At 60.5% G+C, this 12,519-nt stretch carries 13 protein-coding genes, 1 tRNA gene and 1 pseudogene; 6 read left to right on the top strand and 9 right to left on the bottom strand.

From position 1 onward, the window contains the following. Positions 1 to 59: 59 nt before the first annotated feature. Positions 60 to 1,694 (bottom strand): NRAMP family divalent metal transporter, encoded by a 1,635-nt coding sequence (locus tag Q0025_RS00185; protein ID WP_297294972.1) that lies wholly within the window; start codon positions 1,692 to 1,694, stop codon positions 60 to 62. A gap of 611 nt (positions 1,695 to 2,305) precedes the next feature. Here Q0025_RS00185 and Q0025_RS00180 point away from each other — a divergent pair. After that, positions 2,306 to 3,022: an MgtC/SapB family protein gene (locus Q0025_RS00180; protein WP_297295081.1), complete on the top strand. Its 717-nt coding sequence runs from the start codon at positions 2,306 to 2,308 to the stop codon at positions 3,020 to 3,022. A 353-nt stretch (positions 3,023 to 3,375) separates the two neighbouring features. Here Q0025_RS00180 and Q0025_RS00175 read toward each other — a convergent pair whose 3' ends face one another. From Q0025_RS00175 to Q0025_RS00165, 3 genes are all read right to left on the bottom strand, one after another. Then, positions 3,376 to 3,591: a CsbD family protein gene (locus Q0025_RS00175; protein ID WP_297294971.1), complete on the bottom strand. Its 216-nt coding sequence runs from the start codon at positions 3,589 to 3,591 to the stop codon at positions 3,376 to 3,378. Positions 3,592 to 3,682: 91 nt separating this feature from the next. Further along, positions 3,683 to 4,684, bottom strand: coding sequence for a biotin synthase BioB (gene bioB, locus Q0025_RS00170; protein ID WP_297294970.1), 1,002 nt, complete (start codon positions 4,682 to 4,684; stop codon positions 3,683 to 3,685). Positions 4,685 to 4,744: 60 nt separating this feature from the next. Next, entirely contained in the window at positions 4,745 to 5,347 is a 603-nt protein-coding gene (locus Q0025_RS00165; RefSeq protein WP_297294969.1) for a hypothetical protein, read from the bottom strand. A gap of 74 nt (positions 5,348 to 5,421) precedes the next feature. On the opposite strand from Q0025_RS00165, the gene Q0025_RS00160 reads away from it, so the two are divergent. Next, positions 5,422 to 6,087, top strand: a complete 666-nt coding sequence (locus tag Q0025_RS00160) for an EI24 domain-containing protein (protein WP_297294968.1) — start codon at positions 5,422 to 5,424, stop codon at positions 6,085 to 6,087. On the opposite strand, the gene Q0025_RS00155 is transcribed toward Q0025_RS00160, so the two are convergent. Together Q0025_RS00155 and Q0025_RS00150 are read right to left on the bottom strand one after the other, a co-directional pair. Beyond that, the gene (locus tag Q0025_RS00155) at positions 6,084 to 6,404 is read right to left on the bottom strand and encodes a DUF167 family protein (protein ID WP_297294967.1); all 321 of its coding nucleotides are present in this window, start codon (positions 6,402 to 6,404) and stop codon (positions 6,084 to 6,086) included. The two genes, Q0025_RS00160 and Q0025_RS00155, sit on opposite strands and share 4 nt — an antisense overlap. A 5-nt stretch (positions 6,405 to 6,409) precedes the next feature. Then, on the bottom strand, positions 6,410 to 6,700 hold the full coding sequence (locus Q0025_RS00150; protein WP_297294966.1) for a YggT family protein: 291 nt from the start codon (positions 6,698 to 6,700) through the stop codon (positions 6,410 to 6,412). Positions 6,701 to 6,831: 131 nt separating this feature from the next. Here Q0025_RS00150 and Q0025_RS00145 point away from each other — a divergent pair. Further along, a tRNA-Ala gene (locus Q0025_RS00145) sits at positions 6,832 to 6,907 on the top strand. A gap of 216 nt (positions 6,908 to 7,123) precedes the next feature. Here the strand turns inward: Q0025_RS00145 and Q0025_RS00140 are convergent. The 3 genes and pseudogenes from Q0025_RS00140 to Q0025_RS00130 all read right to left on the bottom strand — a co-directional run bounded on the left by Q0025_RS00140 (position 7,124) and on the right by Q0025_RS00130 (position 10,020). Continuing rightward, entirely contained in the window at positions 7,124 to 7,861 is a 738-nt protein-coding gene (locus Q0025_RS00140; RefSeq protein ID WP_297294965.1) for a transcriptional initiation protein Tat, read from the bottom strand. A gap of 122 nt (positions 7,862 to 7,983) precedes the next feature. After that, positions 7,984 to 8,838, bottom strand: a pseudogene (locus Q0025_RS00135) (c-type cytochrome); the annotation flags it as partial. A gap of 396 nt (positions 8,839 to 9,234) precedes the next feature. Then, a complete protein-coding gene (locus tag Q0025_RS00130) occupies positions 9,235 to 10,020 on the bottom strand; it encodes a sulfite exporter TauE/SafE family protein (protein ID WP_297295080.1) in 786 nt (261 codons plus the stop codon). Positions 10,021 to 10,399: 379 nt separating this feature from the next. Here Q0025_RS00130 and Q0025_RS00125 point away from each other — a divergent pair, with 379 nt between their 5' ends. From Q0025_RS00125 to Q0025_RS00115, 3 genes are all read left to right on the top strand, one after another. Next, the gene (locus tag Q0025_RS00125; protein WP_297294964.1) at positions 10,400 to 10,648 is read left to right on the top strand and encodes a hypothetical protein; all 249 of its coding nucleotides are present in this window, start codon (positions 10,400 to 10,402) and stop codon (positions 10,646 to 10,648) included. 165 nt (positions 10,649 to 10,813) lie between these two features. Then, entirely contained in the window at positions 10,814 to 11,812 is a 999-nt protein-coding gene (locus Q0025_RS00120) for a substrate-binding domain-containing protein (RefSeq protein ID WP_297294963.1), read from the top strand. Positions 11,813 to 11,916: 104 nt separating this feature from the next. Then, positions 11,917 to 12,462 carry a cupin domain-containing protein gene (locus Q0025_RS00115; protein WP_297294962.1) on the top strand — a complete coding sequence of 182 codons (546 nt, stop codon included), beginning with the start codon at positions 11,917 to 11,919 and terminating at the stop codon, positions 12,460 to 12,462. Positions 12,463 to 12,519: the final 57 nt, after the last annotated feature.

The raw sequence follows: 12,519 nt of genomic DNA, 5'->3' as shown, positions 1-12,519 counted from the left end.
GATGCGGCCACGATCGCGGTGCATCGATCCACTACAGCCCGTCGAACCTCGACGCGCAATCAAAACGCCAAGGTCACGATTTTCGTGAGCACAAGACCGCCTGCCAGGATAAGGTAGGCGCGCAGGACGAGCATCCAGACTTTGCTCGACTTCGACAGTTTCATCGGCCGCAAATGCGATAGCGGCGGCATCCTCCACATTTCGAGTTCCCTATCCCACGCATCGACGCGCCTCACGGCCTCTCTGCGCGACTTCAGGATGCCGGAGGCCAATGCTGCGAAGAGAGCAAGAACGCCCCCGCCGATCATGATCGCCAGGATGGCCTTTGTGTCTGTCTGCGCGGGGAACAGGACTGATGATGTCAGAATAACCGAGAGGATCACCAGCACGGCAATCACGCCGCCGGTGAAAAGATTAGCTGCCCGGGTGTTGACCCACGGCCCAAGCACGTCTCGGTCATTGCAGAGCAGCAAAAGGAATACCGTCGCACTCGGCAGGAGAACGCCCGCAAGCGTTTGCACCGCATTGGTCAAGAGGCCGAGCGGCACGCCTGGAGTCAAGACCAAGGCGGCTGAGACAACGATCAATCCGCAATAGACCGCATAGAAGCCTTTAGCAGCCGCAACGCCTCGGTGCAGGGAATGCCGCACCGAAAATACGTCGCCGATTGCGTAAGCTGTCGCAAGCGATACCGCCGCGGCGCCGATCAAGCTTGCATCGATGAGGCCGACCGCAAAAAGGATTCCGGCGGTATGACCCGCGGCAGCCTCAAGACCGACCGCAACGCCGCGCGCGTCAGTAAAATTGCCGAACCCCGCGCGGCCGTTAAATGCCGCGGCAGAAAAAGCAATCATCGCGACAGCACCGATGACGACAAGCACGATCCCAAGCCACAAGTCGGCTCTCTCATAACGCATGAAACGGGGCGTGATCCGCTTGTCGATCACATAGCTCTGTTGGAAGAACAGCTGCCAAGGGGCAATCGTCGTCCCGACAATGCCAATGATGAGCAGCATGACGTCACTCAGCTTACCGCCGTGCGGCAATTGCGGAACCATGAGGTCGTGCGCAATCTGGCCAAAGGGAGGATGGAGCATAAGAAAGATCGGCACGAGCACCAAGCTGCCGAACACGAGCGTCATGGAGAATCGCTCGAAACGGCGGAAATTTCCGGTGCTTGCGGCAGCCATCACGAGAAGTGCGGATAGCGTAACGCCAATGACCTTGGAAACGCCGAGGTAATCAAGCGCCAAGGAAATGCCGATGAATTCGGTGACGATCGTCAGCGCGTTGAGCAGAAAAAGATCGATAACGCTGAACGAACCCCAGAATTTGCCAAAACGCGCGAAGATCAGGCGTGCGTGGCCGACGCCCGTGACCGCACCGAGACGGAGCACCATCTCCTGATTGACGTAAAGCACGGGGACGAGAAGCACGAGCGTCCATAGCAGCGACGTGCCGTAATTTTGGCCGGCCTGGGTATAGGTGCCGAAGGCGCCCGCGTCATTGTCGCCGACCATGACAATGAGTCCTGGGCCGAGGATGGCGAAAAGCGTCTGGAGGCGGTGACGCCATTTGCGGCGTGGCCCGGTGTCATGCTGCAGAATCGTTCCGAACGCACCGGTGATGTGACCGATGTGAGCCTCGTCGAGGACGGCGTCGCGGATTTCATCGTTATGGATGTGGACGGTCATTGGCCTTGCTCCTAGCCGTCACGGCAGGAGCAGAGTCACTCAGACTCGCACCGCCGCACCGGCTCGATAGGAATTGGGATTTCGTCGAGGGGCAGCCCGCCGGGTTGTCTGAGCAACCGCGGCGGGCCTACTGGGTCCGTCTTTCATGGTTTGCTCCTTACGTCCGCGGCGCCTTTTCGACCCAGGCGCAGTTGAGCCGACCCGATTCCGGATCGAGCTGCCAACGACACATGAGCGCAACGCCGAGACCAGCGCGACGCGCGGGCGCACGCCTTGCCGCCCGGCGAGTGGCCAAATCGATGATGGGGTCGGTGGGATTATTCATGGCTCACCTCCAGCCTTGTCCAGGCCGGCCTGTGAGCTGCAGAAACGCGGCTTACGCCCGCTCAGCGGCTTCCACGCAGGGACTCCGGCCTGCGACAACGACGATGTTGCTGGTGAGAGCACACGAGAATCCGTAAGCTCGCCACCAAAAGCTGCTACTGCCCATGTATGTTCTAAGGTTGTGAAGCGCCAACGGGACGAATCCGCGTCGACGGTCCGCTATTGATCTTCTTGATCGCCTCTGTCAACCCAAAAACAGCGGAATTCGAGCTCGGCAGAGGCGCATGATGCTTATCATCACGCATTTCGATTATAATCATCTCCTCGATCTATCGATCGGCATTCTCGTTGCCTTCATCCTTGCGACGCTGATCGGCGCGGAGCGCCAATGGCGACAACGAAGCGCCGGGCTACGAACCAATGTGCTGGTCGCCATAGGCGCTGCCGCCTTCGTCGCTCTCGGAATGCGCATCAATGGCCAGGCCGGCGCGACGCAGATCGCGGCCTATGTCGTCTCCGGCATCGGCTTTCTGGGCGCCGGCGTCATCTTGAAAGACGGCGCGCATATTCAGGGCCTCAATACGGCGGCGACGCTCTGGTGTTCGGCCGCCGTCGGTGCGTTATCGGGTCTCGGCCTTGCTGCCGAAGCCACGGTGCTGACTCTCGCCGTCCTCGCCGGAAACACGCTGCTGCGCCCCCTCGTCAACGCCATCAATCGTGCGCCGATAGACGAGTTAAGCCTGGAGGCAGCCTATGAAATCCATGTCGTGACAAGGCCCGATAAGGTCGGCGAGGTGCGCGACCTGCTCGCCGAGGCGTTAGAAGAAGCCAGCTATCCGGTGCGCCAGATCGAGGTCGAAGAGCGCTCGCCCGATGCGACGGAAATCATTGCAACGCTCGTCAGCACAGCTGTCGATCCGCTCGAACTCGACGCCGTTGCCGGCGAGTTGGAGAAGTCGCCGCTCGTGTCCTTCGCAAGCTGGTCATCGAGCGCGAACGATTAAGCGCCTCAAGCCCCGCCATCGAAGCATGGCCGATACGCAGCCTCAACATTAGCAATTCCGCTTCCTCTGATTATGTCACGCTGTGCCTGCTGTTTGTTCCGCCGGCTCGATTGTTAGCTTGAGGAATTGCTATGCTGCACCTGCCCCGCATAGTGTTGAGCCGCGGCCGCCGGACGCTGCCTGGCGACCAAATGGACGAAAGGCTCGGCATGCTATGGCGTTCTTATCGCGCGCCGTTCAGCCGGCTGCCGAAGGAAGCAAGACCCCGCCGGCTCGATTGATCGCGAGCAGAGCCAAGGGCGCCCAGAGGGGCGCCCCATTAGCGATGTCTGAAGATCACATAGGTGCGCTGGTCACATGTGTTTGTTGGCGTGATCCGCCGCTTTGTTGGCGGCGTCCTTCACGGCGCTTTTGGCGTCGCCCACCGCCTTTTGCGCATGGCCCTTGAGGTCCTGCGCCACACCTTCGGCCCGCAATTTTTCGGAACCGACGGCCTTGCCGACACCTTGCTTGAGGTGACCCGCGGCTTCGTTGGAGACGCCCTTAATTTTATCCGTCGTGCTGCTCATGGTTCACTCCCGCTGAGTTGGGAGCGAAGAACGGCTTAGGACAAGAAGAGTTCCGGAAATTTACAATCCCGGCGTGAAGGTTACGGAAAATTCACGCCGGCGACAGCGCGGTGGATGCCGCGGCCGCCTCATCCCGCAGGACCGGCCCGAGCGCGGCAAAGAGCGCGTTGTCCGCCAGCATCTCGGCATTGGGCGTCGTCAGCAGGGTTTCGCCGTAAAACAGCGAATTGGCGCCGGCAACGAGACAAAGAACCTGAGCCTCGCGGCTCAAGCTGGCGCGGCCGGCCGACAAACGGACGATGCTCTCCGGCAGTACGATGCGTGTCGTCGCGATCATCCGCACGAAGGCAAGCGGATCGATCGTCTCGCGACCGCCGAGCGGCGTGCCGGCGACGGCGACCAGGGCATTGATCGGTACGCTTTCGGGATGCGGATCGAAACTTGCGAGCACGGCCAGCATCGCGGCGCGGTCGTGGACGCTTTCGCCCATGCCGATGATGCCGCCGCAGCACATTTCGATGCCAGCCGCGCGCACGGCCCGCAAGGTCTCAAGCCGGTCGTCATACGTCCGGGTGGAGATGATCTGCGGATAATAATCCGGGCCCGTATCCAGGTTGTGGTTGTAGGCGGTCAGCCCCGCCTGTTTCAGACGCTGCGCCTGCTCTTCGGTCAGCATGCCCAGCGTCACGCAGGCTTCCATGCCCAGTGCGCGAACCCCACGCACCATGTCAAGCACCGCGTCGAACTCGGCGCCGTCGCGCACCTGACGCCACGCAGCCCCCATGCAGAAGCGGTCGGCGCCGGCGTTGCGCGCCCGTTTCGCCGCGTCGAGGACATCAGAGACCGGCATCAGCGTCGATTTGTCGAGCTTGATCTCATGATGCGCCGATTGCGGACAATAGGCGCAGTCCTCGGGGCAGCCGCCGGTCTTGACGCTTAAAAGGCTTGCCTTCTGCACATAATTTGGCCGCTGGTGCGCGCGATGCAGCCGGTTGGCCTCGCCAATCAATTCGAGGAGAGGACGATCATGCACGGCGACAATCTCGTCGGCCGTCCAGTCGTGGCGAATGTCTTGGGAAGAGGAAGCGTCCATCGCCATCGGTCTAAAAGAAAACACCGGTCAAGACAAGAATGCAGCCGCCCTGCGCATCGATCAGGCCAAGTCAGCGCGCAGACTGAGAGCGCCGGGATCGCTTTTGGAATCCATGCCGGCGTCCGGGCCGAACACATTCTGGATCGTGAGTTCCAGATTGGTGAGCTTGCGCGACCAGGCCTGCCGCACCGGCGTCGCGAAGATGACATAGCCGGCCGTCGGCATTGCCGGCAGGTCCGGCGCGCTGCCGCGCATCATCACGACGCCGCCCAGATCGCGGTAGGATATATCAGCGATCAACGGTTCGAGCAGCGCCGGAACAGGCTGTTCGATCGATTCGAGAAAGCTCTTCGCGATATCGCGCGCGAAGGGCGATTGCCGCGGATCGTCGATGAATGCCCGCGCGACATGAAGATCGAGGCTTTGCAACGCGCGGCCGGGATCTGTCCGGCACTTGAAGAAGACAAGCCGCCGAAACGCAGCGCCGCTCGGCCGATAGATGGTCTCGCCGGGCTTTTTCGCTTCTCCCGTAGGCACCTTGCCCGGCGCTGCCTTGCCGGCGCCGCCAAGCTGGTCTTCATCGACGAGATTGAACCAGCGAAAAAAGCCACTAGCTGTCAGATCAGCTTGCGTCGTACCGAAAAGACCGAAGGGAGCCGTCATCACCGTCTCCTCGCGCTATACGGCTCAGTAGAAGCTTTGTTTGTCATTTCCTAGGCAACATTCCGGCCCCGACGATGCTCTCCCTCGCCTTTGCCGCTCTGGCGCAGATTTTCACCGCGCCGTTCCGCCACGTCTTGATCAAGACCCTGGCGCTGACGTTGCTTTTCTTGATCCTCATCTTCGTCGGGGCCGAAACGGCGCTCGGGCATTTTCTCGTCCTGCCCTACCATTGGCTGGCGACGAGCCTCATCGTGCTCGCGGCGATTGCACTGCTTATCGGCTTTGCCTTCGCGATCACCCCGGTTTCGTTTCTGGTTGCGGGCTTCTTTTTCGATGAATTGGCGGCCATCGTCGAAGCGGAGATCGATCCGGCGCATCGCGGCAAGACGCCACCGCTCGGCGCGCAAATCCGCATCGCTGCGGTTTTCGCGGCTCTGGCCCTGGCGCTGAACATCATCGCTCTGCTGCTGTTGCTGGTACCCGGCGTCAATGCGGTCATCTTTCTTATCGTCAATGCCTATCTGTTCGGCCGCGGCTATTTCGAGCTTGCGGCGCTGCGCTATCGCGGCGTCGAGGATGTCGGGCGCATCCGCCGCGCCCATGAATGGCAGATTTTCCTGGCCGGGCTTCTCATCGCGGCGCTCGCCGCCGTGCCGGTCGCCAATCTGCTGACGCCGCTCTTCGGCGCGGCCCTGATGGTGCGCGTCCACAATAAGATCGCGGCGCCGGCCAAGGCTTAACCGGCGAGGGCCGCCAGTTTCGCCGCGAGAATGGCCGGATCGCCGGCAATGTGGATTGTTTTCACGCGGCTCGTCGCGCCGGATTCGAGATGCAGGCGGCTCGGCGGCAGCGACAAGGCCTTGGCCAGAAGGCGCAGCAGAGCCTCGTTGGCTGCGCCAGCTTCGGGTACAGCCCGGACCCGCGCTTTCAAGACCGCGCGGCCATCGGCCAGATGTTCCAGTCCTTCGACGGCGTCACGCGACGATTTGGGCGTGAGCCGCACAGCCAAGGCGACGCCATCCTTGCGCGCGGCCCAAGGAACCGCGGCTGCGTCCATGGGCGCTAAAAGACGTTCGGATAGACGTAGCGCTCGATGATGTCTTGCACCAGAAAGATCAGCAAAAGCAGAATGACCGGGGAAATATCGAGACCGCCGAGCGCCGGCAGCACATTGCGGATCGGCTTCAGCAGCGGCTCGGTGACGGCGTTAAGCGCATTCCAGATCGTGCGCACGACGTCGTTGTAGACGTTGATCACATTGAAGGCGATGAGCCAGGACATGATCGCCACGATGATGATGATGTAAGTATAGATTTGCAGGATGAGCAGAAGAACGTCGAGAATTGCGCGCATAGCGGCTCCGGAACCCGGCAAGGGCCTTTCGTTTAGCGGGCAGAAGCCCGGCGGGCAAGCCGCCCGCAGCAGCCCCAAGCCGTCTTTGCATTGACAGTGGCTGCGCCAGGGACGTAAACAGCGCGCTGGCCGGGGCTGTAGCTCAGATGGGAGAGCGCTGCAATCGCACTGCAGAGGTCGTGAGTTCGAATCTCATCAGCTCCACCAATAAAATCAATTATTTAATTGCGTCTCCGGCGGCGGTTAAATCGCGCTCCACGGTGCCGAACTGGAGCGCGGATATGGCTTTTCCGCGCCCATGCCTTAACCATCGCGATTCGGCCAGCCGCATGGCGGCTCGGTCGGGTCGCCCAGCCCCCTGCCCGAAAACGGGCTTTGGCCCCGGCGCCAAGATTCCGATTATCCGAGCCCTCGGAGACTCATTCAGCGCGCATAAGCAAATCCTGCGCGTTGCAATTCCGGCAAGGTGGCGACTGCCCCCGGCGTCAGAACAACACCCGGAATGAGGTGGTTTGTCAGTTCTGCGGCCAGAGCATCGACGGAAAGCTTGTCCGGATTGACGCCCATCCCGGCGAGTTTGGCCGCCTGCTCCCAGATGGCGTTGTGGCACGACATGAAGACGACGCCGCGCTTTTGCAGTGCTGGAATTGAATTGTTCTTGCCGGAAAAGACGCCGGCGGGATTCTCATAATCGGTCGGATCCGACTTCGCCGCGGGTTTTTCCAGGATCAGCGTATTTCGATCGAAATCTTTTCCGGCAAGTTTCGCGAGCCTGTATTTGTCCCACATCAGTTGATCATAGAGAGCGAGCTGCGCCGTGCCGTGCGTTTCAGAAACGACAAGAAAGTCCGGATGCTTGAACGACCATACCTGCGCATTGAGCGAATTGCGCATGACGTTCAACCATGGTCCGGCGATATCAGTCACGTCCCATGCCTGTTTCGTTGGCGGCCGATAAGCCAACACCTCCGACAAGGCCTCGTGATCCCACTGATCCGGATTGTTCAAAATCATCGGCACCGATTTGAAGTCACGCCGCCGCGGCGCATGTGCAAGACGCGCCGTAAGTTCAGCGAGCGTAGCCGCACCTGCCGAAGGAACAGCTTCCGGTTTGGCCGGCGACGCGTCGGCCCTCCCCACTGTCAATTCGGCGCCGCCCATGGCGGCCGCAAGCGTCGCGGCCAAAGTCTTCACTGCAGCACGCCGCCCCGTAACAAAGTTCATGAACATTCTCCTCGTTGGTCATTCGCCTCAGCGGCGCTATGGCTTTGATGCACTATCGCTTATTTGTCGGCTTCGAGCGCTTTGATGGCCGCGCGGATCGGCGTGAACGGACCATACTTATGCTGCGCGGCGCTGAAGTGGTCCGCATAAGGTCCATAGGCCGCATCGACCGGCTTCTGCGTCAAATTGGGGAAGTCTCGGTCGAGGCCCGACTTGTGCGGACGCGGCTGAGAATCAACGTAGGCCGCGACATCCCAAGCATCGTCCGGTGACAGCACCGGTTGCTTCCAGGTGGTCCCGTTGGGCATATTGCTGTGAATGAAGTTCGCCGCGCTGATCAGACGAGCCATCCCGGCACCGTCGTTGTAACTGTCTGGCCCCCAGAGCGGCGGAATCAGATAGCCTTTGGCATCGCCCGGCCGCCCTGCGCGTTCGCCCAGGCCATCGGCGCCGTGGCATGCCGCGCACGCCTGAGCGAAAACGACCTTGCCACGCGCCGGATCGGCGGCTCGCGACAACTCGATCATCCTGCCAGAGCCGCGGCCCGGCGTCGGCGCGCCAACCGGACGGCCTGTGGAAAGGAACTTGAGATAAGAGACGATCGCGGTCATCTCCGGGCTGCTTTGCGGAATAGGTTTGCCGTTCATGCTGCGCGTGAGGCAGCCTTCAATCCGGTCTTCCATCGTTCCGACGTTGCCCGATCGCGCACGATAATTCGGGAAATCGGCATAGACGCCGATTAAGGCCAGCCCGTATTCCTTGGTGCCTGCCTGGAGATGGCAATTCTGGCAATTCAGATTGTTGCCGGCAAAGCGATGCTGCGGGTCGGCGACCTCGGGGCCGATCAACGAAGCGGTCCTTGCAATGAGATCGCGTCCATAGCGCACGGTCCGGCCCCAGTCGCTATCCGGCAACGCGCCGACATCCGGAACTATCCACGCCTTCGCCGACGCGTGTCCAGGCACGGCCGACGGTTCGCCCGCCTGCGCGCCCGGCCGGAAAAATTGCAGAGCGCCAGCGATGCCGGCGACGGTCGCGCCATAGATGATTGCCGTTCTATATTTGGACATTTTCCTCACGGCCTAATGCTTCTGAACATGCGCAGGTCCTTCATCGATCGCCTCAGGCGGAGTTCAGCCCCTGGCGCCGTCGTCCAGCCCAGCTTGGCGAAGCCTGCGGCGCCCTGCTCCCGCTCCGCGTCTTGAGACCGCAGGATTAAACACGCCGCGAACCCGCGACCAATTGATTATTGCGATGACTTTGTTTGGTGAAATTTATTATTGACAAAAGTCGCGGTGCCAACACCAAAGTCAACTGAAGACACTGCGCCCACTGCGCAAAAGCACGTAGGCCGCGACGACGAAGATCGTGATCGCAAAAATGCGCCGGAGCGCTTCTCTGCGCTCACCGAGATGCATCGCGAGTCGCGCGCCGAAATATCCGCCGACAAGCCCACCGCAGATAAATTCCAACGCCAATTTCCAATCGACAAGGCGCGATGCGGCATAGTTGACGGCCGTGGTGAGCCCGAGGGCTCCGACGGCGAGCAGCGAGGAGCCGACGGCATTGATCATGGCCATACCGGTCGCGAATGTTAACGCCGGCACGATCAGAATGCCGCCGCCGATGCCAAAGAAACCGGATACGAGGCCCGTGAAAAACGCAGCGCTGCCGACGCGGAAGTCCGTCGCGACGATCCTCGTCTCGACGTTATTGGCTCCGCCGTGGCCGCCGCGCAGCATGGCGATTCCAACCACGACCATGGCGAGGCCGAATAGAAAAAGAAGGCGCTCGCCGTCCAGAGCTTTCCCAAGGGTGGAACCGGCGAGCGCGCCGATGATCCCGACCGCCGCAAAAATCAAAGCCGCGCGCCAGCGCACCGTCCGCCCCCGCGCATGCGTCAGAAATCCCAGAAATGCGTTGACCGACACTGCGAAAGCGCTCGTCCCGATGGCGACGTGAGTCTGCGGAACGCCGACGACATAGAGCATCAGCGGCGTGGCAAGAACCGATCCACCGCCGCCGATGAGCCCTAACGAGAAGCCGACGAGGCTGCCCGAGAGAACGCCCGCGAGGGACGATACGAATGCGGCCATCATCGTGGGACGAGCTTATCCGATTTGTCGTTCGAAGAGACGGCGGCAGATTTCAATCGCGGCTCTGCCGACGGTCTTTGGAGACGAGAGGCAAGCCGCAATTGGCATATTGCATCAGCTTCGAACCTATGCCGTACGCGCCTCGACCCGCGCTCATTTTCAATAAATGTCGAGAGACGGGCTACCTAATAACATTCTCATGATGAAGCCAATAGGCCGGCCAACATTTCTTCGCCACGGAAAGAAACGCGGCAGAACGCATATCAGCAATGAATTCGATGAGTATTACCGCAACTTTGAATTGGTTATTCGCCTGTCGAGACATCAAATATCGCTTCAGCAGACGAGACAGTCTCTGCAATAAGAAAGGATCGGAACTATGACTCATTCTTCTTTGCTGAAGCTCGCATTCGCAGCCGCGGCCTTTTTGCCAGTCGCCATCACGAGCGCCAATGCGGGCCAGCGGCAGTGGTATGCTGAAAGCCCCCAGGTCAACTACAGCGGCTATACCGACCCCGATGGTCGTTACGATAGCCTGAGCGACTTAACCCGGGCGATCAATGGGACGCCTTGCGGTATCGAGTGTACGCAGGAGCATGAAAAGCTCTGGGCCCCGCGGCACCGGTAAGCATAGCTCCCGTGGCGCCGCGAACGCTTAGCGACGAAGCCCCCGTATAAAAACAGGGACTTCGTCTCGGTCATGCCGGCGATCGATCCTCCGCGTCGATCGAGCCGCTTCCCGGTCAATCGCCCGTCTCCGTGTGGACTCGAAGAAAAAACAAGGATTTCATCGATGAAGGCGTCTCTGCGTCGTGTTTTGGTAGGCGGCATCATGAGCCTCGCGATAGCCAGCGCTGCTTTAGCTGCAGACCGGGCGGTGAGCGCGGTATTGCGCCGAAACGATTCGATTTTCCCGCCCTGGCAGAACGGCGCGAATAACGACGCCGTGAAGCGTGGCCTGCAGTTCACGGTCCCCGAAGTCGACGACATGCCGGATTTCCACGGCGATCTGACGGCCCCGAAACTCGTCCTCTACGTCGGTGGGAACTACTTTTTCGCCATGGCCCCTCTGGTGAAGGCGTTCGAGGCGAAGGAGCCGCTCTACAAGGGCAAGATTTTTTGGGAAACCATTCCACCGGGGCTGCTTGTCAAGCAGATCGAGGCCGGCGGCGTCATTACCGTCGGGAACATGACTTTCACTGCCAAAGCGGACGCCTATTTCGCCGGGCTGAAAAAGGTCGAGGCGCTTATCCGTGACGGCACGCTTACTGGCCCGGCGGTGCCTTATGTCACCAATAGCCTCACAATCATGGTGCCGAAGGGAAACCCTGCGCAGGTTCGAACGTTGAGCGATCTGGGCCGCGCGAACATTCGGCTGGCTATGCCCAATCCGGCGTTCGAAGGGATCGCCCGGCAAATCAAATCATCGCTTGGGAAAGCAGGCGGCCCGGCGTTAGTCGACGCAGTCTACGTCGCGAAAGTCTCCGACGGCTCGACGGTCTTGACACATATTCATCATCGCCAGACGCCGATCCTCCTGATGCAGGGCCTCGTTGATGCAGGCGTCACATGGCAATCGGAAGCTCTTTTCCAGGCGCAGATCGGTCATCCGATCGACCAGGTCGACATTCCGGAGAAGGACAACGCACGGGCGATCTATGCGGGGGCGCTTGTAAAGGGCGCACCTCACCCCGATGCCGCAAGGGCATGGCTTGCTTTCATTCGCTCGCCCGAAGCTCTGCAGATCTTCGCGCATTACGGCTTCAAACCATACGTCAGCCGGGCCAATTGAAAGGTCGGCACGCGGAGCGCGCCGACCTGGGGCGCTCAAGAACTTTTGTCCGTTCGAGCGCGTGCATCGGCTTGGGCTGCCCGGTTTGAGCGCCGATATAGGCGGTGACTGAAAATGTCAGGCAAGGCATCCGGAGTTCGATGATTAGGGAAGGTGAAATGGAACGTCGCACATTTCTGCTGTCGTCACTGATGGCCGCGTTGGCCGAAGGGACCGCACAGGCTTCGCCAATTGATCCGAAAAAGACCTTCGTCTTACAACGTGGTGATATCAAGTTTCTGCCTTGGAACGGGGTGCCGCCGGGAAGCGGTGAAATGGCCAAACTCTACGGCGATTTCAACAAACCGGGACCCTATCTCGTCCTGATGAAATGGAATCCGGGTTGGTTCAGCGCGCCGCATAGCTATGCAACGGACCGCATACAAATGGTGCTGTCGGGAACCTGGTGGGTCAACAGCGGTGCAGATTTCGATCCAAAGCGCGCAATCCCGGTGCCTGCCGGCGGCTTTGTCGAACGAATCGCGCGCACTTTCCACTATGACGGTGTTCCGCGCGGCATCAGCGAGCCCGTCGTCGTCGCAGTCTTCGGCATCGGCCCCGTCGATATTAAGCTCGCGGACCCACACTTGCCGTCGTGGCGCCAGGTTTGATCCCTTACCGTTCCCGGTCACGAGATCTTTTGCACGACATCTTTTGATGGCCTTCAG

This window comes from uncultured Methylovirgula sp. (assembly GCF_947646745.1).
GTDB lineage: Bacteria > Pseudomonadota > Alphaproteobacteria > Rhizobiales > Beijerinckiaceae > Methylovirgula.
This window is presented reverse-complemented; position numbering and strand designations above follow the sequence as displayed.

Coding starts and splice junctions, on each gene's coding strand:
- Q0025_RS00175 (WP_297294971.1), bottom strand. CDS start 3,591: ATGAGCAGCACGACGGATAAAATTAAGGGCGTCTCCAACGAAGCCGCG.
- Q0025_RS00155 (WP_297294967.1), bottom strand. CDS start 6,404: ATGGACGCAGCCGCGGTTCCTTGGGCCGCGCGCAAGGATGGCGTCGCC.
- Q0025_RS00150 (WP_297294966.1), bottom strand. CDS start 6,700: ATGCGCGCAATTCTCGACGTTCTTCTGCTCATCCTGCAAATCTATACT.
- Q0025_RS00185 (WP_297294972.1), bottom strand. CDS start 1,694: ATGACCGTCCACATCCATAACGATGAAATCCGCGACGCCGTCCTCGAC.
- Q0025_RS00120 (WP_297294963.1), top strand. CDS start 10,814: ATGAAGGCGTCTCTGCGTCGTGTTTTGGTAGGCGGCATCATGAGCCTC.
- Q0025_RS00160 (WP_297294968.1), top strand. CDS start 5,422: ATGCTCTCCCTCGCCTTTGCCGCTCTGGCGCAGATTTTCACCGCGCCG.
- Q0025_RS00140 (WP_297294965.1), bottom strand. CDS start 7,861: ATGGGCGGCGCCGAATTGACAGTGGGGAGGGCCGACGCGTCGCCGGCC.
- bioB (WP_297294970.1), bottom strand. CDS start 4,684: ATGGACGCTTCCTCTTCCCAAGACATTCGCCACGACTGGACGGCCGAC.
- Q0025_RS00180 (WP_297295081.1), top strand. CDS start 2,306: ATGCTTATCATCACGCATTTCGATTATAATCATCTCCTCGATCTATCG.
- Q0025_RS00130 (WP_297295080.1), bottom strand. CDS start 10,020: ATGGCCGCATTCGTATCGTCCCTCGCGGGCGTTCTCTCGGGCAGCCTC.
- Q0025_RS00165 (WP_297294969.1), bottom strand. CDS start 5,347: ATGACGGCTCCCTTCGGTCTTTTCGGTACGACGCAAGCTGATCTGACA.
- Q0025_RS00125 (WP_297294964.1), top strand. CDS start 10,400: ATGACTCATTCTTCTTTGCTGAAGCTCGCATTCGCAGCCGCGGCCTTT.